This window comes from Pseudomonas idahonensis (assembly GCF_037903935.1).
Lineage (GTDB): Bacteria > Pseudomonadota > Gammaproteobacteria > Pseudomonadales > Pseudomonadaceae > Aquipseudomonas > Aquipseudomonas danubii.
On the sequence record NZ_CP149586.1, the window covers coordinates 5150193 to 5169526 of the forward strand.

Here is a 19334-nt window from a genome sequence, read left to right on the forward strand (position 1 = left end):
CTTTCCCCATGAGCAACATCCAGATCGGTCTTCTTGTGCTGTTCAGCATCACCGCCTTCGGCTGCATCACCTTGTACATCGATTTTGTACATGAGCGGCGTCGCGGCAAAAAAGCCCTGAGCGGCGCCACCAGGCAGGATCAGAGCCCCACCAGGCGATAACCCACCTGCAACTCGGTGATCAGGTGCTGGGGCTGAGCCGGATCAGCCTCCAGCTTCTGCCGCAGATGGGCCATGTGCACCCGCAAGTAATGGGCGCGGTCGACATAGTCCAGGCCCCAGACCTCCAGCAGCAGTTGGCGATGGGTCAGGACCCGGCTCTGGCCGCGGATCAGGGCGCAGAGCAGACGGTATTCGATGGGTGTCAGGTGCACCAATTGCCCTTCGCGGCGCACCTCATGGGTGGCCAGGTCGACCTCGATGGCACCGAAGGCCACCTTGCTGGTGGCCGCCACCGCGCCGCTCTGGCCGTGGCGCCGCAGTTGTGCGCGAATGCGCGCCAGCAACTCCGGCACACCGAAGGGTTTGACCAGATAGTCATCAGCGCCGGCATCCAGGGCGGCGACTTTCTCGTCTTCGCGGTCCCTGGCCGACAGCACCAGGATCGGCACCGCCAGCCAGCCGCGCAGCTCGCTGATCAATTGCTTGCCGTCGCCATCCGGCAGGCCCAGGTCGACGATCACCAGATCCGGCTGGCGGCTGGCGGCATGGATCAGGGCGCGCTTGACGCTGTCGGCCTCGAACACCTGGAAACCTTCGTCCTCCAGGGCAATGCCGACAAAACGGCGGATGTTGGCTTCGTCCTCGACAATCAGGATGCGTGGGTTGCTCATAGGGCTTCCATGGATGGCGGTTGTCCCGCCGGCAAGGTGATGACAAAACTCAGCCCGGCGTCGGCGTGAGGCTGGGCCTCGATACGCCCGCCATGGGCCTCGACAATCCGTTTGGCCAGGGCCAGCCCCAGGCCGATCCCGGCCACCGCGGACTCCTGCTGGCCACGACTGAAGGCCTCGAACAGGCTGTCCGGGGAACTGCCCTTGGGACAGCCGGGGCCGGAGTCGCTGACCTGCAGGATGATCTGCTGGTCCACCTGGCGGGCCGTGATCTGCACCAGGGTGCCGGCAGGGGTGTACTTGGCGGCGTTGTCCAGCAGGTTCACCAGCACCCGTTCCAGCAGCAGCGCATCCACCTCCACCAGAGGCAGATGGGGCGCCATGGTCACCCGCAGTTCATGTCTGGCCAGGGGCTCGCGCAACTGGCGCAGGGCGCTGCCGACAATCTCCTCCAGGGAATTCCACTGACGCTTGAGGCGCACCCCGCGCTCCTGCATGCGCGCCATGTCCAACAGGTTTTCGATCAGGCGCTGCATCGACGTGGCTTGATCATGGATGCCATGCAACAGCTCGGGCAGCGGGCCACTGGGGGCATGGGGCAACGCGGCATCGGCGGCCCCGATGATGGTGGTCAGCGGAGTGCGCAAGTCATGGGAAATAGCGGCGAGCAAAGTGTTGCGCATGCGTTCGCCTTCCATCTGCACCACGGTGCTCTGCGCCACTTCGACGTAATGCACCCGCTCCAGGGCGATTGCCAGTTGGCTCATGCAGGCCTCCAGCAGGCGCTGCTCCTCGGGTTCGTTGAGGCGTTCGGCGTCCGCCAGCTCCAGCACCAGCACCCCGCGCACGCGCATCGGCGCCTTGAGCGGCAGGTAGCAGCCCTTGGCCGCCGCCAGGGTGTCGGTGCCGCTGCCTGCCGGCTGGTCGTGGTCATAGGCCCACTGGGCAATGCTTTCATCGATCGCCAGGGCATTGGCATTCAAGGCTCGCACGCGATTGTCCGCATCCGGCAGCGCCAATCCGACCCGGGCCTCGAACACCCCGCTGAAGGTGCGCAGGGCCACGGCGCAGATCTGCTCCTCGGTCAGTGCCGCCGACAACTCCCGAGCCAGCCCGGCCAGGGAGGTGGCGCGGCGCTCGCCTTCGGCGGCGGTGCGGGCCTGGTGGCGCAGCCGCGCGGTGAGCTGGCCGGTGATCAGGGCAATGCCAAGCATCAAGGCGAAGGTGAAGAAATACTGGGTGTCGTTGACGGTGAACGACAACACCGGCTGGACGAAGAAGAAGTCGAAACACAGCACCGCCAGCATGGCCGCCCAGACACCCGGCCCCCGCCCGAAACGCAAGGCCACCAGAACCACAGTGAGCAGGAACAACATCACCACGTTGGCCGGGTCGAACACCTTCAGCAGCAGCGCCGCCACTGCAGTGGCGGCAAAACAGGCCAGGCTGGCCCACAGATAGGCCGGCGCTCGGCTCGGGGTCAAACCGGCCTCTGGCTTGTCCGCAGCGGCCGGGCGCCGGCTCAAGGGCCCGTTGGCGATCACGATCTGATCGATTTCCGGATGCTGGCGGCTGATGCGATCACTCACCGACTGATGCCAGAACTGCCAGACCTTGCGCGGGTAATGGCCCAGCACCAGGCGATTGGCATTGTGCTCGCGGGCACAGGCCACCAGCGCCTCGGCCACGTCCAGGCCGGGCAGGGTCGCGGTCTCGGCGCCGAACTCGGCGGCCAGGGCCAGGGTCTTCATCGCCGCCGCATAACGGCTAGCGCCGTGGCCACGACGTTGCGCCGAGGCCACGTGCACGACGATCCAGTCGGCTTCGAGTTTCTGCGCCAGGCGCGCGGCCTCGCGCACCAGGCGTTCGTCCGCCGGGTCGCCGGCGATCCCCACCAGCAAGCGCTCCCGGGCCGGCCACAGGGCATTGATCGAACGCTCGCGGCGATAGTCGCGCATTTGCGCATCGACCCGGTCGGCGGTGCGGCGCAGGGTCAGCTCGCGCAGGGCCAACAGGTTGCCCTTGCGGAAAAAATTGCGTGAAGCGCGCTCGGCCTGGGGCCCCATGTAGACCTTGCCATCCTTGAGGCGACGCAACAGGTCGTCCGGTGGCAGGTCGATCACCAGCACTTCGTGGGCCTCATCGAACAGGTGATCAGGCACTGTCTCGCGCACGCGGATGCCGATGATGCCGCTGACGATGTCGTTGAGGCTTTCCAGGTGCTGGACGTTGAGGGTGGTCCAGACATCGATCCCGGCCCGCAGCAGTTCTTCCACATCCTGCCAGCGTTTGGGATGCCGGGAACCGGGGACGTTGCTGTGGGCCAACTCGTCCACCAGCAACACCGAAGGACGTCGCGCCAGGGCCGCGTCCAGGTCGAATTCGGGCAAGGCATAGTCGCGGTGCATCAGGCTGTGACGCTCCAGCACCTCCAGGCCTTGCAGCAGCTCGGCGGTTTCCCGCCGGCCGTGGGTTTCCACCACCCCGGCCACCACGTCGCGGCCCAGGGCCACTTCATTGCGGGCGGCGGTGAGCATGGCGCAGGTCTTGCCGACCCCGGCGTTGGAACCGAAATAGATCCGCAGCTTGCCGCGCTGGGCGGCTTGTTCGTCCTGTTGCAGCTTTTCCAGCAGCGCATCGGGATCGGGGCGCCCGTCGCGGGGCGCAGGACTTGCATCAAGCACAGTCATGAGCTTCCTTAAATGAACAATGCGGCGCCCCCAGGGAGCGCCGCATTGCCTGTCCTTGCGTCAAACCAGGCCAAGCCCGGCCAGCAGCATGTCAATCAGCTTGATCCCGGCAAAGGGTACCAGCACCCCGCCCAGTCCGTAGATCAGCAGGTTGCGGTTAAGCAAGGCCGCCGCGCCGATGGACCGATACTTCACCCCCTTGAGCGCCAGGGGGATGAGGAACACGATGATCAGCGCGTTGAAGATCACCGCACTGAGAATCGCCGAGTTCGGGCTGGTCAGTTGCATCACGTTCAACGCGCCCAATTGCGGGTAAGTGGCGACGAACGCGGCCGGTACGATAGCAAAATACTTGGCCACGTCGTTGGCCACGCTGAAGGTGGTCAGGGCGCCGCGGGTCATGAGCATCTGCTTGCCGACTTCCACCACCTCGATCAGCTTGGTCGGGTTGCTGTCCAGGTCGACCATGTTGCCGGCTTCCTTTGCCGCCTGGGTGCCGCTGTTCATCGCCACCGCGACGTCGGCCTGGGCCAGGGCCGGGGCGTCGTTGGTGCCGTCGCCGGTCATGGCCACCAGCTTGCCCTTGGCCTGGTAGTCGCGGATCAGTTGCAGCTTGTCCTCGGGACGGGCCTCGGCGAGGAAATCATCGACCCCGGCCTCCACGGCAATCGCCGCCGCAGTCAGGCGATTGTCGCCAGTGATCATCACGGTCTTGATGCCCATGCGCCGCAGTTCGGCAAAACGCTCCTTCATCCCGCCCTTGACCACGTCCTTGAGTTCCACCACGCCCAGGGCCTGGGCGCCGTCGCTGACCACCAGCGGCGTGCTGCCGCGCCGGGAGACTTCGTCGACCTTGGCCTGCAAGGCCGGCGGGAAGCTGCCACCCAGGGCTTCGATGTGCCGGCGAATGGCATCGGCCGCACCCTTGCGGATGCTGCGCCCCTCCGGCAGGTCGACGCCGCTCATGCGGGTCTGCGCGCTGAACTGCACGAAGCTGGCGCCCAGGGCCTCGATGTCGCGGCCACGGATGTCGAACTTCTGCTTGGCCAGCACCACGATGCTCCGGCCTTCCGGGGTTTCGTCCGCCAGGGAGGCCAGTTGCGCGGCGTCCGCCAGTTCGCTGTCCTTGATTCCCGGGGCCGGCAGGAAGGCGCTGGCCTGACGGTTGCCCAGGGTGATGGTGCCGGTCTTGTCCAGCAGCAGCACGTCGACGTCACCAGCGGCTTCCACAGCGCGCCCGGACGTGGCGATAACATTGGCCGACATCATCCGGCTCATGCCTGCCACGCCGATGGCCGAGAGCAGGCCGCCGATGGTGGTGGGAATCAGGCACACCAGCAACGCCACCATCACCGTGGCGCTGATCACGCTGCCGGTGCCGCTCATGGCCACGGCGAAGATCGAGTACGGGCTCAGGGTCACGATCACCAGCAGGAACAGCAGGGTCAGCCCCACCAGGAGAATGGTCAGGGCCACCTCGTTGGGGGTCTTCTGGCGCTTGGCCGATTCCACCATGGAGATCATGCGATCCAGGAACGACTCACCGGGGTTGACGCTGATGCGCACCACCAGCCAGTCGGACAGCACCTTGGTGCCGCCGGTGACCGAGGAGAAGTCGCCCCCGGCCTCGCGGATCACCGGCGCCGATTCACCGGTAATGGCGCTCTCGTCCACCGTGGCCACGCCTTCGATGACCTCGCCATCCAAAGGCACCAGGTCCCCGGCTTCGATCAGCACCACCATGTCCTTGCGCAGCTCGCTGGCAGCCATGGGCAACCAGGCAGCGCCATGCTTGGGCTGCTGCAACAGCTTGGCCAGGGTCTGGCGCTTCATGCCCTTGAGGCTCGCGGCCTGGGCCCGGCTGCGGCCCTCGGCCAGGGCTTCGGCGAAGTTGGCAAACAGCACGGTGAACCACAGCCACAGGGTGATGCTGAGGATGAAGCCGCTGGAGGCCTCGCCTTCACCGCCCAGGGACTGGAACCACAGCAGGGTGGTGAGAATGCTGCCCAGATAGACCACGAACATCACCGGGTTCTTCCACTGCGCCTGAGGCAGCAGCTTCTTCACCGCATCCAGGCACGCCGTGAACAGCAGCCCACGGTCGAACAACGCTATACGAGGGTTATTACTCATGATCGGTATCTCTTACTCACTGACCGCAAGGGGCGAGGCATGCACGGGTGCCAGGGCATCCAGCGCGAGATTGAGTTGCAGCACATTGACCCGGGGCTCGCCCAGCAGGCCGAAGGTGCGGCTTTCGCTGTGGTCCTGCAGCAGCGCCTGCAGATCGGCCAGCGGCAGGTTGCGCAGGCGGGCCACCCGGTTCAATTGCAGCTGGGCGTTGGCCAGGGAGATGTGCGGGTCCAGGCCGGAAGCCGAAGCGGTCACCGCGTCCACCGGTACCTGCATGTCCGCCGCCAGGCCGTTGAGCTGGCGATAGGCGCTGACCCGCGCGGCTACGCTGTCCACCAGTTTCTGGTTGGTGGGGCCCAGGTTGCTGGCACCACTGGCCCCGGCGTTGTAGGGCTGGGGCACGCTCTTGCTCGGGTCCAGCGGATCGCTGCCCAGGGTCATGCTCGGGCGGCCCTGGAAATACTCCGGGCGACTGAAGGACTGACCGATCAGTGCCGAGCCCACCACCACCCCGTCACGCTGCACCAGGCTGCCCTGGGCCTGAAACGGGAACAGCAGGTTGGCCAGCACGGTGGTCGCCAGCGGATAGGCCAGCCCGGTCAGCAGCATGAAGAACACCGCCGCCACCAGCACCGGGCGCAACAGGCCCTTGAACAGCACCGCAGTGGTGCCTTGGGTTTGCATTTGCGTCGTCATCACAACCCCTTACTTGTAAGTCTGGCCGGCCAGCAACTGCAGTTGCTCCACCAGCGGGCCGAGCGCGAGGGCCGGCAGGAAAGTCAGGCCACCCACCACCAGCACCACGAACACCACCAGGAACATGAACAGCGGCGTGGCAGTGGGAATGGTGCCGGCACCGGCCGGGATGTTCTTTTTCGCCGCCAGCGAACCGGCCACGGCCAGCATCGGCAGCATGGTGAAGAAACGCCCCATGAGCATCGCCAGACCGATGGTGGTGTTGAAGAACGGCGTGTTGGCATTGAGCCCGGCAAACGCCGAACCGTTGTTGGCGGTACCCGAGGCGTAGGCGTAGAGCACCTCGCTGAAACCATGGGGGCCAAGGTTGTTGAGGCTGTTCATGGTGTCCGGCCACAACGCTGCCAGGGCGGTGAAACCGAGGATGCAGATCGGGTGCGCGAGCACCGAGAGCATCACCAGCTTGATCTCCCGGGCCTCGATCTTCTTGCCGAGGAATTCCGGGCTGCGGCCGATCATCATGCCCACCAGGAACACCGTCAGCAGGGCGTACTGGATCAGGTTGATAAAGCCCACGCCGTCACCGCCAAACACGCAGTTGAGCATCATTTGCGCCAGGGGCACGAAACCGCCCATGGGAGTCAGCGAGTCATGCATGGCGTTCACCGAACCGGTGGTGGCGCCCGTGGTGGTGGTGACGAACAGCGCGGTGTCGGCGATGCCGAAGCGCAGTTCCTTGCCTTCCATGTTGCCGCCACTCTGGGTTGCCGACAGTTGCTGGTCGGCACCGACCTGGGTCAGCAGCGGATTACCGCCCTGCTCCGCAGTGAAGACAATGGCCAGGAAGCCGACGAACATCACCAGGAAAGTGCCGAAGAACACCCAGCCCTGACGCCGACGCAGCAGCATGCTGCCGAAGGCGTAGGTCAGCGCCGAAGGGATCAGCAACATGCTGAGGATGTGCAGGACGTTGGTCAGCGGGGTCGGGTTCTCGAACGGGTGGGCGGCGTTCATGCTGAAGAAGCCACCACCGTTGGTGCCGATGTGCTTGATCGACTCGAAGCTGGCCACGGCGCCGACGATCAACTGCTGCTGGGCGCCTTCCAGGGTGGTGGCCAGGGCCTGGGAGTTGAGGGTCTGGGGCATGCCCTGCCAGACATAGACCAGGGCCATGACCAGGCACAAAGGCAGCATCACCCGGTACAGGGTGCGGGTGAAGTCGACCCAGTAGTTGCCGATGTCCGCCGAGCTGGAACGGCTCAGGCCGCGAATGAAGCCGGCCGCGGCGACAACACCGGCGGTAGCGCCGACGAACATCAGGAAGGTGATCACCGCCATCTGGCTGAAGTTCGACAGGCTGCTTTCACCTGAGTACGCCTGCCAGTTGGTGTTGGTGATAAAGGACGCGGTGGTGTTGAACGCCAGGTCCGGGGTCTGCGCCGCCAACCCCAGGGGGTTGAGGGGCATGACGGCTTGCAGGCGCAGCACCAGGTAGCCCAGGAGCATCATCGCCGCGTTGGACAGCAATAGCGCCGAGCCATAGCGGGCCCAGCCCATGGTTTCGCCGGGGTCGATCCCCAGCAGGCGGTAGGTGGCCCGCTCGGGCAAGGCGTGGCCGCGGCCGCTGAAGACCCGGGCCAGCCATTTGCCCATGAGTACGGCGAGCCCGGTCATTACCCCGAGGATCACCGCGTATTCCAGCACAGTACTCAACATGTCGATGCTCCGTTCAAATCTTGCCCATGGCGACGATGACCAGGGCCGTCAGTACAAAGAACCCCAGGGACAGGCCCACGAAGATCAGGTCGTACATGGCTGGTTTCCTTTCTCGAGAATGCCCGGACGGGCGAATGAAAATGCCGGGATAGCGTTGGGTGCGGTCATCAGAATTTCTCGGCACGGATCAGCGCGTAACCCAGGTAGACAAACAGCAGCACGGCGCAAAAACCGCTGGCGCCGTAGATGAATTCCAGTGTCAGCAAGGCTTTTCCCCTTAATCCATTGAGGCGGCGCCGCAACCGCAGACAGCGGCCCGGGGCGCAACCGGTCAGGCACCCGGCAACGGGCACCGGCAGGGAGTCGGGAACGAGCCGTCCGCCGCTCTCCTCTGCGCCACGCAGGTTAGGTGAGGGCGTATCAAGGTCGGACACTGATTGCGGGGGGCGGTATTAAGACGGCGTATAGATTGCGGCCAAGGCCGGGGGAATCGGGGGCCGGCCAGCGCCCCCGAGGGGATCATTCACTTTTCAGCGGTAGCCAGACCTCCACCACGCCGCTGCCGGTATCGGGGTTGAAATCGGCGCTGTAGCGCTCGAATTCCGGGGCATCGGCCGCCTCGCGACCGGACTGGGGCAGCCAGGTCTTCCAGATGTAGTTGAAGGTCTGTGGCAGTTCCTGCAAGGAGCCACCGTGCTCGAACACCGCATAGTTCTGCGGCTGCACCTCGATCCAGCGATAGCGCTCGGGCAAATCGTCGAGCTTGCTGATCTCGACTCCGGCCAGGTATTCGAAGCCACCCTGGCCATCGGGGTTGCAACAGATGCCGTAGGTCACCTCATCCACTTGCCCCGGCACCTTGCCGATGTGGGGGATGAAGCGCTGCCAGAGCTGACCGATGTCCTGGCTGGCGCCAGGGGTAAACCGCTCGCTGAAGCCGGCGATCAGCAGAAAACGCTCTCTTTCGAAGCGCGGTTCTGGACCTGCGCCCTGTTTTTGCTCATCCATGAATGCCACTCCTGCCGCAGAAAAGATGGGTACGGCAGCAAGTATAGAAGCCAATCGCCAGGGCCAGGATCAGAGCGCCGGAAGGTCGACCACCCCGGCGCCGACGATGAACTCCTGATAACCGGATAGGATCACGTACACCGCGAAATAGCAGAAGATCGCCGCAGATGCCAGGTAGGAGTAGCGCAACAGCTTGTCGCCCAGCAACTTGCCGCCCTGGGTCGCGGCCAGGCACAGGCCCATGGTCCAGACCAGCCCGGCGCAAAAGAAGCCGGCCAGGAACAACCCGGAATCGGCAATCGTGCCGCCACCGGATCGGGCAATCAGGGTGCCCCCCACGGCGGCAAACCAGAGGATCGCGCTGGGGGAAGACATGGCCAGGAAGATCCCGCGCAGGAACTCCTTGCGCGGCGAACCGCGGTCCGCCTCCCCCGCCGTGGCCAGCAGCGCACTGTGATGAATGGCGGCGTAGATCATCTTTGCCGCGAAATACACCAGCAGCGCCGAACCGCCGATCCACAGCACCCAACGCACAGTTTCGTACTGCAACAGTACGGTCATCCCGGCCAGGGCCAATAGCGCGTAGATCAGGTCACCCACGCAAGTCCCCAGGCCCAGGCAGAAGCCCTGGAAATAGCCGCGCTGCATGGCCAGGGTGATCATCGCGATATTGGCCACGCCGATGTCCAGGCACAGCGAAAGGCTCAGCAAAAAGCCGCTGGTAAACTCCATCATTCATCCTGTTTGACGCTGTTGTTCGAAGAGCTGCCGAGCGGCATCAGATCTGCCCGAACGAATCAGGCACAGGCCGGGCGCCGTCCTTGCAGGCAAAAAGCGTGCACGTTATAGCGGCAAACCCGCCAGCCGAGCAAACCGCCGGCAGCGCAAAAATATTTTTCCGCTGCTCTGGACAAGCCCGCGCCAGCGCCTTTATCGTCTGCCCCCGCAGGCCACCGCAGTGGCCAACGTCGCTCGGACGGTTCCGGGCGCTTACGTCTTTTCGAGGCAACAATGGCCGAACAAGGTTCGCCGCGCCGCTTTGCGCGCATCGATCGTCTCCCCCCTTACGTTTTCAACATCACTGCCGAGCTGAAGATGGCTGCGCGTCGGCGCGGCGAAGACATCATCGACTTGAGCATGGGCAACCCCGACGGCGCGACTCCGCCGCACATCGTCGAAAAGCTGGTGACCGTTGCCCAGCGTGAGGACACCCACGGCTACTCCACCTCCAAAGGCATTCCACGGCTGCGCCGGGCGATTTCCCGCTGGTACAAGGATCGCTACGAGGTCGATATCGACCCGGAAAGCGAAGCCATCGTCACCATCGGTTCCAAGGAAGGCCTGGCGCACCTGATGCTGGCCACCCTGGACCAGGGCGATACGGTGCTGGTGCCCAACCCCAGCTACCCGATCCACATCTACGGCGCGGTGATCGCCGGCGCCCAGGTGCGCTCGGTGCCACTGGTGCCCGGAGTGGACTTCTTCGCCGAGCTGGAGCGGGCCATTCGCGGTTCGATCCCCAAGCCGAAAATGATGATCCTGGGCTTCCCCTCCAACCCCACCGCGCAGTGCGTGGAGCTGGATTTCTTCGAGCGGGTGATCGCCCTGGCCAAGCAGTACGACGTGCTGGTGATCCACGACCTGGCCTACGCCGACATCGTCTACGACGGCTGGAAAGCCCCGTCGATCATGCAGGTGCCCGGGGCCAAGGACATCGCGGTGGAGTTCTTCACCCTGTCCAAGAGCTACAACATGGCCGGCTGGCGCATCGGCTTCATGGTCGGCAACCCGGAGCTGGTCAACGCCCTGGCGCGGATCAAGAGCTACCACGACTACGGCACCTTCACCCCGCTGCAAGTGGCGGCGATTGCCGCCCTGGAAGGCGACCAGCAGTGCGTGAAAGACATTGCCGAGCAATACCGGCAACGGCGCAATGTGCTGGTCAAGGGCCTGCATGAGCTGGGCTGGATGGTGGAGAACCCCAAGGCCTCGATGTACGTCTGGGCCAAGATTCCCGAAGCCTATGCGCACCTGGGCTCCCTGGAATTCGCCAAGAAGCTGCTGGCCGAGGCCAAGGTCTGCGTGTCGCCGGGGGTGGGTTTCGGTGAATACGGCGACGATCATGTGCGCTTCGCCCTGATCGAAAACCAGGACCGGATTCGCCAGGCGGTGCGCGGCATTCGCGGGATGTTCCGCGCCGACGCCCTGGTGCAGAAAAGCTGAGACTCCTTCAGCCACAAAAAAACCGCAGCGATGCGGTTTTTTTGTGCCTGCACTGTAGCCGCTGCCGCAGGCTGCGAACGAGTGCGTAGCACTCGCGGCGATTCAGAAGCCTATCAAGGGCTGACGGTAGATCACCGGGCAAAGGCCCTTCGGGCCTTTGCCCACAACCCCGCCGTTTAAACCACCAACGACAACAACAGGATAAAGATCAGGCCCACCACCGAGAGGATGGTTTCCATCGCCGTCCAGGTCTTGAAGGTCTCGGCCACGGTCATGTTGAAGTACTGCTTGACCAGCCAGAAGCCCGCGTCGTTGACGTGAGACAGGATCAAGGAGCCGGCACCGGTGGCCAGCACCAGCAGTTCGCGGTTGACCCCGGGGATCATCCCCACCACCGGCACCACGATGCCCGCGCCCGTGATGGTGGCCACGGTGGCCGAACCGGTGGCGATACGAATCACCGCCGCCACCAGCCAGGCCAGGAGGATCGGCGAGATCTGCGCATTGACCGCCATGTGGCCGATCACATCACCCACGCCGCTGGTCACCAGCATCTGCTTGAAACCACCGCCGGCACCAATGATCAGGATGATCGCCGCGGTAGGCGCCAGGCTGGCGTCGAGCAGACCGAGGATCTGCTTGGAGCCGATGCCCTGCTTGTAGCCGAAGGTGTAGAGCGACAGCAGCAGGGCCAGCAGCAAGGCACTGATCGGGTGGCCGATCATGTCCATCCAGATGCGGAAGAAATGCCCGTCCGGCAGCGCCACGTCGGCGAAGGTCTTGAGCAGCATCAGGAACACCGGCAGCAGCACGGTCAGCAAGGTCACGCTGAAGCTGGGCAGGTTCTGCGAGGTGTTTTCACGGGCCAACTGGTCCACCAGTTCCTGGGACGGGTGACCCGGGATGTATTTGGCGATGAAGGTGCCGTAGATCGGACCGGCAATGATGGCCGTCGGCAGAGCAACGATCAGGCCGTAGAGAATGGTCTTGCCAATGTCGGCACCAAACACGCCGATGGCCAGCAGCGGCCCCGGATGCGGCGGCACCAGGCCGTGCACCGCCGACAGGCCAGCCAGCAGTGGAATGCCGATCTTGATCAGCGACACCCCGGTGCGCCGGGCGACGATGAACACCAGCGGGATCAGCAGCACGAAGCCGATCTCGAAGAACAGCGGGATGCCCACCAGGAACGCGGCGAACATCATCGCCCACTGCACCCGCTCCTTGCCGAACGAACGGATCAGGGTCTGGGCAATCTGATCGGCGCCGCCGGACTCGGCCATCATTTTTCCGAGCATGGTGCCCAGGGCCAGGATGATGCCGACAAAACCGAGCACGCCACCAAAACCGTCCTGGAACGCCTTGATGATCTTGTCTACCGGCATGCCCGAGGTCAGGCCGAGGAACCCCGCGGCAATGGTCAGAGCAATAAAGGGATGCAGCTTGAATCGGGTGATCAAGACGATCAGGCCGATGATAGTGACCACTGCATCAACCAGCAGATAGGTCTCTTGGGACATGCCAAACATGGGATTGCCTCCGGTTTGTTGTTTTTATTTAAGCGTTAAAAACAAGGGCCGAGTGGGATAGCGCTACCTATTTCGAGCCAGCACTTAATGTGAAGGTTCAAGGCCATGCTCCAGCCACCATTGGTTGGCCAGTTCGGCCAGGCGCTGGACGCTCAGGGTGCTGGCATCCAGGGCCAGGGTGAGCGGCTCCCCCACGGGGGATTCGAGGGTGGCGAACTGACTGTCGATCAGGGTCGAAGGCATGAAATGCCCTGGCCGGTGTGCCACGCGATCGGCGGCCACTGCCGGTGTCAGTTCGAGGAAGATAAAGCCCAGACCGGGGGTCGCTGCGCGCAGGCGTTCACGGTATTTGCGCTTCAAGGCCGAGCAGGTCAGTACCGGACGCTGACCGGCGGCCAGGGTCCGACGCAATTCATCGCAGAGGCTGTCGAGCCAGCCGGCACGGTCGTCGTCGTCGAGGGGAATGCCGGCGCTCATCTTGGCGATATTGGCGGCAGGGTGGAACGTATCGCCTTCAATGGCCGTGGCGCCGCTGCGTTGGCACAGCGCCTGGCTGACGCTGGATTTGCCACAGCCGGCAACACCCATGATGACCAGGGCGGTAATAGATTGACTCATGTAACACCTCAGCGCGCAGACAGCGCTACCTTCGCTAGTTCTAGTTCTAGTACAAAAACAGTGTCTGCCGACGCCTTCTTGTCATTTTTGTGGGTTGCCGCGTATATAGTCCGCCAAACCAAAGAGTGAGGGTCAGGCACACCTCGCTCACGCATTGCAGCTGTTTCAGGACAGCGCTACCTTAGTGACTTGAATTTTGTTTGGCAAGCCGTCTGATGACCCCTCATAAAAACGATAAAAGCTCCCGTACCACGGGGCGCCCTACCCTCAACGAAGTGGCGCGACTGGCCGGCGTCAGTCCGATCACCGCCTCCCGGGCCCTACGCGGCGTCAGCAGCGTGGCCACCGAGCTGGTGGAAAAGGTGCAGAAGGCCGCGCAGGAGCTGAACTACGTGGTCAACTCCGCCGCCCGTGCCCTGGCCTCGGCCCAGAGCCAGTCGGTGGTGGTGCTGGTGCCGTCGCTGTCCAACCTGCTGTTCATCGAAACCCTGGAAGCCATTCATCAGGTCCTGCGGCCCAAGGGCTTCGAAGTGCTGATCGGCAACTACCACTACTCCCGGGACGAAGAAGAAAACCTGCTGCGCAACTACATGACCTACCAGCCCCGGGGTCTGTTGCTGACCGGTTTTGACCGTACCGAAAGCGCCCGGCGGATGATCGAGGCCAACAACATCCCCTGCGTCTACATGATGGACCTGGACCCCGGCGCCGGGCTCAACTGCGTGGGCTTCTCCCAGTTGAACGCGGGCGAGACTGCCGCCCAGCACCTGATTTCCCGTGGTCGCAAGCACCTGGCCTACGTCGGCGCACAACTGGATCAACGCACTCTGCTGCGGGGCGAAGGTTTCCGTCGCGCCCTGCAAGAGGCCGGGCTATACAACCCCGATCTGGAACTGCTGACCCCACGCCCATCCTCCGTGGGCCTGGGCGGCGAACTGTTCCTGCAACTGATGCAGAGCCAGCCACAAGTCGACGCCATCTTCTTCGGCAACGACGACCTGGCCCAGGGCGCACTGCTGGAAGCCATGCGCTGCGGGATCAAGGTTCCGGAGCAAGTGGCGGTGCTGGGTTTCAACGACCTGCCCTCCTCGGAACACATGGTGCCGCGCCTGAGCAGTATCAGCACCCCAAGGGAAGCCATCGGCCGCCGTGCAGCCGAGCAGATGCTGACCCTGCTGGCCGGCAATAGCGTGGCCGAGCCCGTGGTGGACATGGGCTTCGAGCTGCGGGTGCGGGAAAGCACCTGAGGTGTTTCAGGGCTGCAGGCTCAGCACGCTGAGCAGCAGCCCGAACCCCACCAGCACCACACCAAATACCTGATCGATACGGCGCTTGTACCCCAGCAATCGACTGGCAATGGCCGGTGCCGAGAAAAACAGCGCCACCGCCACGAACCACAACACGTGAGCCAGGACAATGATCCCCCCGTAGCCGATCTGCACCGGCAATGCCGTGCCCGGCTGGATCACCTGCATAAACAGGCTGAGAACGAAAATCATCGTCTTGGGGTTCAGCGCATTGGTCAGAAAGCCGCTGCGCAGAGCCGCCCATGACGAAGTCTCGACATTCGCCGCCCCCTCCTCGTGCGGCCCCTGGTCCGAGCCGCGCAACAGCTTGATCCCCAGATAGATCAGATAAAGCGCCCCGGCAATCTTCAGCGCGGTGAACCACAGCAGCGACTGCTGCAACAGCACCCCCACCCCCAGCAGGCTGTAGCCGATATGCAGCATAACCCCGAGCCCGATACCCAGGGCAGTGAACACACCGTGGCGGCGCGAGAGCATCAGGCTATTGCGCGTTACCAAGGCAAAATCGGCTCCGGGGCTGAGTACAGCAAGAATGGTAATGGTGATTACGACTAACAGTTCAGTCACGTTACATACGCCTTGGTTATAGAATCAGGCGCTACTGTATGGGGATCGGCACGGGGACAGCCAACGATGAAAACTGACACTCTCAGTGATAAAAACTCACAGACATTGCGCCGACGCCTGCCGCCCCTCGGCGCCTTGCGCTGCTTCGAAGCAGCGGCACGCCTGGAAAGCTTCACCCAGGCCGGCGCCGCCCTGCACCTGACCCACGGCGCCATCAGCCGCGCCGTGCGCGCCCTGGAAGAAGACCTGGGCACGGCGCTGTTCGAACGCCGCAGCCACCGGGTATTTCTGACGCCGGCCGGAGCCGAACTGCTGCACAGCGTGACCCAGGCCCTGGACCTGATCGAGAACACCGCCAGCCGCCTGCGGGCACCGGACCCCGAGGCGCCACTGGTGCTGTCCTGCGAACCGACCCTGCTGATGCGCTGGCTGATTCCACGCCTGCCGGCGTTCCAGGCCGCTCACCCGGAAATATCAATCCAGTTGCTGGCCGGCGGCGGGCCTTTCTCGTTCAACGCCGGCATCGACCTGGCGATCCGCCGCAACGATTTCGCCTGGAGCGATGAAACTCAGGCCCACTGGCTGTTCGACGAAGCCATTGGCCCCGTGTGCCGGCCGGACAAACTGGCTGACTGGACCCCTTCGCCAAACGGCCAGCCGACCCTGGCGGAACACGCCCCGCGCCTGCACAGCGCCACCAGGCCGCAAGCCTGGGAGCAGTGGCTGCAACAGCGGCAGCTGCCTGCTCCCCCGCCTCTCCAGGAGCAAGTCTTCGAGCATTTCTACTTCAGCCTGCAAGCGGCGGTGGCGGGACTCGGGCTGGCCATCGCCCCCTGGCAACTGGTGCGCGATGATCTGGCTGGAGGATTGCTTTGCGCCCCTTTCGACTTCGTCGCCGACGGCAGCGCCTATTACCTGTTATCCGCCCAGGCGATCAGCGACGCTTCGGCGGCCGGTCATTTGCTGCGCTGGTTGCGTGAACAGGCCCTGGGCTAAACCCCGGGGGCGGGCAGCGGCCCCAGCGCTGGATCTTCGCCACTGAGCAACTGCACCAGGGCCAGGGCGCCCTTCTGCAGCGGCCGGTTCTTCAGCCACACCGCATGCACCGGCAAAGACAAGCCGTTGTCGAGGTTCTTGAACTTCAGCCTCTGCAGGCGCCCTGCCGCCAGCAGCGGCTGGATCACCGACAAGGGGAAATTGCCCCAGCCGATGCCGGCTTCCACCATGTGCAGGGCCATGGCCAGGCTGTCGGTGCGCCACAGCGACTCGCCCACCAAGGGCCGCGTATCGCTGATGGGCAAGTCGCGGCTGGCCACCACAACCTGGCGAAACCGGATCAGCTCCTCCAGGTACAACGAGCCATCGCTGGCCACAAACACCGGATGTCGCGGCGAGATGCAGGCAATCACCCGCTCGCTGCCGATGTACTGGAAATACTCCAGGGCATTCACGCTCAAGCCGGCAAAGGCCACGCCCACACTCACCCGCCCACTGTGCAGCAGTTGCAGCACATCATCCTGGGGGGCACTGAGCACCTCCACCTCCAGCAGCGGATAGCGCTCGGCAATCAGCTTGATGGCAGCCAGTACTCGCTGCTTGTCGATGTCATCCACCACGGCGATCGACAGCTTGCTCTCCAGGCCCAGGGACAGCTCGATGGCGTGCACCTGCAACTGCTTGAGCTGGTCGGCGATCAACCGCGCATGGGGTGCCAGGGACAGGGCCAGGGGCGTCGGCACCGGCTCGCGATGGCGGCGATCGAACAGGGCGTAACCCAGTTCAGCCTCAAGGTTGGCAATACCCATGCTGACCGCCGAGGGCACCTTGCCCAGGGAGCGGGCCGCCGCAGAAAAGGAACCGCGCTCGAGCACGGCGAGAAACAACTGGATGCTGTCACTGGAGAAATTCATGGGGGGCAACCTATCAATAAAACTGAAAGCTTCCGACTTTTTCTGTCATCGCTATTGAAGCTACCTTTCGCGCCCTGCGCCAGTCCAGCCCTGGCCATTGCCATTCAATACCGAGGAATTTCCATGCAAGGCGTGAAACGCAAACTGGTCTACGTATCCCTGTTCGAGGTGTTCGGCATGACGTTCTCGGCCCTCGGCCTGGCCCTGCTGTCCGGCACGTCCCCCAGCAGCACCGGGCCGCTGGCCGTGGTCATCACCAGCATCGCGGTGACCTGGAACTTCATCTACACCACGCTGTTCGAGCGCTGGGAAAGCCGCCAGCCGTCGCGCACCCGCACCGTCAAGCGGCGCATCGCCCATGCCGTGGGCTTCCAGTTGACCCTGATCGTGTTCCTGATCCCGCTCATCGCCTGGTGGATGAACATCAGCCTGGTGCAGGCCTTCCTCCTGGACCTGGCGCTGATCCTGTTCATCCCCTGCTACACCTTCGCCTTCAACTGGCTGTTCGACCGGGTCTTCGGTCTGCCGGCTTCGGCCCTGCCCGATCCGGCCTGAAGCTGGGCAAAACACCCCTGGAGGCAATTTGGCCGTCGCCGAGAACCTGGCTCGCTGATAGATTCCCATGGCCAACCTGTGCCACGAACAAGGAAGCGTCATGGGAACCTCCTGCAGAATTCTCGGTAAAGCCTCGTCCATCAACGTCAGGAAAGTCTTGTGGACCTGTGAAGAGCTGGACCTTTCCTACCAGCAGGAAGATTGGGGCAGCGGCTTCCAGTCGACCCACAGTCCCGAATTCCTCGCCCTCAACCCCAACGCCCAGGTCCCGGTGCTGATCGATGATGCCGGGGCCCTGTGGGAGTCCAACAGCATCTGCCGCTACCTGGCCAACCTGCACCCCGGCAGCGGCCTGCTGCCCATCGCCCCGCGAGCCCGGGCCCTGGTGGAACAGTGGATGGACTGGCAGGCCACCGAACTCAATCCGGCCTGGAGCTACGCCTTCATGGGCCTGGTGCGCCAGCATCCGGATTGCCAGGACAGCCGGCGCATCGGCGCCAGCCTGTTGGCCTGGAACGGCAAGATGGCGATCCTTGAACGGCAGCTTGAGAGCACCGGGAACTATGTTCTCGGTGAAGACTTCAGCCTGGCGGATATCGTCCTTGGCCTCTCGGTCAATCGCTGGAAGATGACCCCGATGGAACACCCGGACTTCCCCGCCGTGGCCGCCTACTACGAACGCCTCAGCCGACGTCCGGGCTTTGTCCTGCATGGACGTAACGGCACGCCCTAGCCTGCCCCTTCTCAGCCCACCGGAGATTCGACATGGATGGACTCAACGTACTACTGACCGGCGCCTGCGGCAGGATCGGCAAAGTGTTTTTCCAGGGCTCCCAGGAGCGCCATCGCTTCACCCTCACCGACCGCGTCGAGCCGGACTTCGACATCCCGGCGCCCCACCGTTTCGTGCGCCTGGACCTTGATGACCCGCAAGCCATCAGCCGCCTACTGCCGGGGATCGACGTCATCGTGCACCTGGCCGGCATCCCCCACGCCACTGCCGGCTTCGACGAACTGCTGCCCAACAACATCCTCGCCACCACCTACCTGTTCGAGGCCGCAGTGAACGCCGGTTGCCGGCGCCTGGTGTTCGCCAGCAGCGCCCAGACCATCGAAGGCTACCCGGTGGACCGGCAGATCACCCCGGGCATGCCGGTGATGCCGGCCAACCTCTACGGTGTGAGCAAATGTTATGGCGAAGCCCTGTGTGCCTTTTATGCAGCCCGGCGCGGGCTGTCCTGCATCGCCCTGCGCATCGGGGCGTTCGAGGACCCGCAACACCACGAACTGACCACCACCCGCGACCTGAGCGCCTGGCTCAGCCCTCGGGACGCTGTGCAACTGCTGCAGCGAGCGGTAGAAACCCCCGGGGTGCAGTTCCTGATCGGCCATGGCATATCCAACAACCGCTTCAAGCGCCTGGACCTCAGCGAAACCACCAAGGTCCTGGGGTACGAGCCTGTGGACGATGCCTTCCAGGAGCATTTCGGCATTCCCATCACTTACTGAGACGCTGATCGCCGCCCCCTCGGCAAACAGGCGGGCGGCAA

Annotated in this window: 20 protein-coding genes; 7 read left to right on the forward strand and 13 right to left on the reverse strand. The window is 64.0% G+C overall.

All coding sequences use genetic code 11. The features are described from left to right. The first annotated feature begins 8 nt into the window (after positions 1 to 8). Entirely contained in the window at positions 9 to 161 is a 153-nt protein-coding gene (locus WIN67_RS23165; RefSeq protein WP_162884081.1) for a hypothetical protein, read from the forward strand. Here WIN67_RS23165 and WIN67_RS23170 read toward each other — a convergent pair. From WIN67_RS23170 to WIN67_RS23210, 9 genes are all read right to left on the reverse strand, one after another. Next, positions 140 to 832 (reverse strand): response regulator, encoded by a 693-nt coding sequence (locus WIN67_RS23170; protein WP_102860639.1) that lies wholly within the window; start codon positions 830 to 832, stop codon positions 140 to 142. The genes WIN67_RS23165 and WIN67_RS23170 overlap by 22 nt on opposite strands. Then, positions 829 to 3522 (reverse strand): sensor histidine kinase, encoded by a 2694-nt coding sequence (locus WIN67_RS23175; protein WP_102880629.1) that lies wholly within the window; start codon positions 3520 to 3522, stop codon positions 829 to 831. The genes WIN67_RS23170 and WIN67_RS23175 overlap by 4 nt, the downstream gene beginning before the upstream one ends. Positions 3523 to 3582: 60 nt before the next feature. Beyond that, positions 3583 to 5655: a potassium-transporting ATPase subunit KdpB gene (gene kdpB, locus WIN67_RS23180; RefSeq protein WP_102880630.1), complete on the reverse strand. Its 2073-nt coding sequence runs from the start codon at positions 5653 to 5655 to the stop codon at positions 3583 to 3585. 12 nt (positions 5656 to 5667) lie between these two features. Next, on the reverse strand, positions 5668 to 6351 hold the full coding sequence (kdpC, locus tag WIN67_RS23185; protein WP_110651434.1) for a K(+)-transporting ATPase subunit C: 684 nt from the start codon (positions 6349 to 6351) through the stop codon (positions 5668 to 5670). A gap of 9 nt (positions 6352 to 6360) precedes the next feature. Then, positions 6361 to 8067 carry a potassium-transporting ATPase subunit KdpA gene (gene kdpA / locus WIN67_RS23190; protein WP_110594803.1) on the reverse strand — a complete coding sequence of 569 codons (1707 nt, stop codon included), beginning with the start codon at positions 8065 to 8067 and terminating at the stop codon, positions 6361 to 6363. Positions 8068 to 8080: 13 nt separating this feature from the next. Beyond that, entirely contained in the window at positions 8081 to 8251 is a 171-nt protein-coding gene (locus tag WIN67_RS23195) for a hypothetical protein (protein WP_162884082.1), read from the reverse strand. Continuing rightward, positions 8235 to 8333 (reverse strand): K(+)-transporting ATPase subunit F, encoded by a 99-nt coding sequence (kdpF, locus tag WIN67_RS23200; protein ID WP_016968152.1) that lies wholly within the window; start codon positions 8331 to 8333, stop codon positions 8235 to 8237. The genes WIN67_RS23195 and kdpF overlap by 17 nt, the downstream gene beginning before the upstream one ends. A gap of 253 nt (positions 8334 to 8586) precedes the next feature. Then, a complete protein-coding gene (locus WIN67_RS23205) occupies positions 8587 to 9075 on the reverse strand; it encodes a GyrI-like domain-containing protein (protein ID WP_102860634.1) in 489 nt (162 codons plus the stop codon). Positions 9076 to 9144: 69 nt separating this feature from the next. After that, complete coding sequence (locus WIN67_RS23210) at positions 9145 to 9807, reverse strand: LysE family translocator (RefSeq protein WP_110594805.1); 663 nt, start codon at positions 9805 to 9807, stop codon at positions 9145 to 9147. Between the two features lie 279 nt (positions 9808 to 10086). Between WIN67_RS23210 and alaC the strand changes: the two genes are divergently transcribed. Next, a complete protein-coding gene (gene alaC, locus WIN67_RS23215) occupies positions 10087 to 11298 on the forward strand; it encodes an alanine transaminase (protein WP_102880635.1) in 1212 nt (403 codons plus the stop codon). A gap of 176 nt (positions 11299 to 11474) precedes the next feature. On the opposite strand, the gene WIN67_RS23220 is transcribed toward alaC, so the two are convergent. Together WIN67_RS23220 and WIN67_RS23225 are read right to left on the reverse strand one after the other, a co-directional pair. Then, positions 11475 to 12827, reverse strand: coding sequence for a GntP family permease (locus WIN67_RS23220; protein ID WP_047305702.1), 1353 nt, complete (start codon positions 12825 to 12827; stop codon positions 11475 to 11477). A gap of 84 nt (positions 12828 to 12911) precedes the next feature. Further along, the gene (locus WIN67_RS23225; RefSeq protein WP_102860632.1) at positions 12912 to 13445 is read right to left on the reverse strand and encodes a gluconokinase; all 534 of its coding nucleotides are present in this window, start codon (positions 13443 to 13445) and stop codon (positions 12912 to 12914) included. 215 nt (positions 13446 to 13660) lie between these two features. Between WIN67_RS23225 and WIN67_RS23230 the strand changes: the two genes are divergently transcribed. Further along, complete coding sequence (locus WIN67_RS23230; protein WP_102880636.1) at positions 13661 to 14692, forward strand: LacI family DNA-binding transcriptional regulator; 1032 nt, start codon at positions 13661 to 13663, stop codon at positions 14690 to 14692. A 6-nt stretch (positions 14693 to 14698) separates the two neighbouring features. Here the strand turns inward: WIN67_RS23230 and WIN67_RS23235 are convergent, their stop codons facing one another. Then, positions 14699 to 15319 (reverse strand): LysE family transporter, encoded by a 621-nt coding sequence (locus tag WIN67_RS23235; RefSeq protein ID WP_102880637.1) that lies wholly within the window; start codon positions 15317 to 15319, stop codon positions 14699 to 14701. A gap of 66 nt (positions 15320 to 15385) precedes the next feature. Between WIN67_RS23235 and WIN67_RS23240 the strand changes: the two genes are divergently transcribed. Next, on the forward strand, positions 15386 to 16315 hold the full coding sequence (locus tag WIN67_RS23240; protein WP_273906833.1) for a LysR family transcriptional regulator: 930 nt from the start codon (positions 15386 to 15388) through the stop codon (positions 16313 to 16315). Here the strand turns inward: WIN67_RS23240 and WIN67_RS23245 are convergent. Further along, the gene (locus tag WIN67_RS23245; protein ID WP_110594811.1) at positions 16312 to 17229 is read right to left on the reverse strand and encodes a LysR family transcriptional regulator; all 918 of its coding nucleotides are present in this window, start codon (positions 17227 to 17229) and stop codon (positions 16312 to 16314) included. The genes WIN67_RS23240 and WIN67_RS23245 overlap by 4 nt on opposite strands. A gap of 123 nt (positions 17230 to 17352) precedes the next feature. Between WIN67_RS23245 and WIN67_RS23250 the strand changes: the two genes are divergently transcribed. The 3 genes from WIN67_RS23250 to WIN67_RS23260 all read left to right on the forward strand — a co-directional run bounded on the left by WIN67_RS23250 (position 17353) and on the right by WIN67_RS23260 (position 19293). Continuing rightward, positions 17353 to 17784, forward strand: coding sequence for a PACE efflux transporter (locus WIN67_RS23250; protein WP_102860627.1), 432 nt, complete (start codon positions 17353 to 17355; stop codon positions 17782 to 17784). 100 nt (positions 17785 to 17884) lie between these two features. Continuing rightward, positions 17885 to 18517 carry a glutathione S-transferase family protein gene (locus tag WIN67_RS23255; protein WP_110594812.1) on the forward strand — a complete coding sequence of 211 codons (633 nt, stop codon included), beginning with the start codon at positions 17885 to 17887 and terminating at the stop codon, positions 18515 to 18517. 32 nt (positions 18518 to 18549) lie between these two features. Further along, entirely contained in the window at positions 18550 to 19293 is a 744-nt protein-coding gene (locus WIN67_RS23260) for an NAD-dependent epimerase/dehydratase family protein (RefSeq protein ID WP_102860625.1), read from the forward strand. Positions 19294 to 19334: the final 41 nt, after the last annotated feature.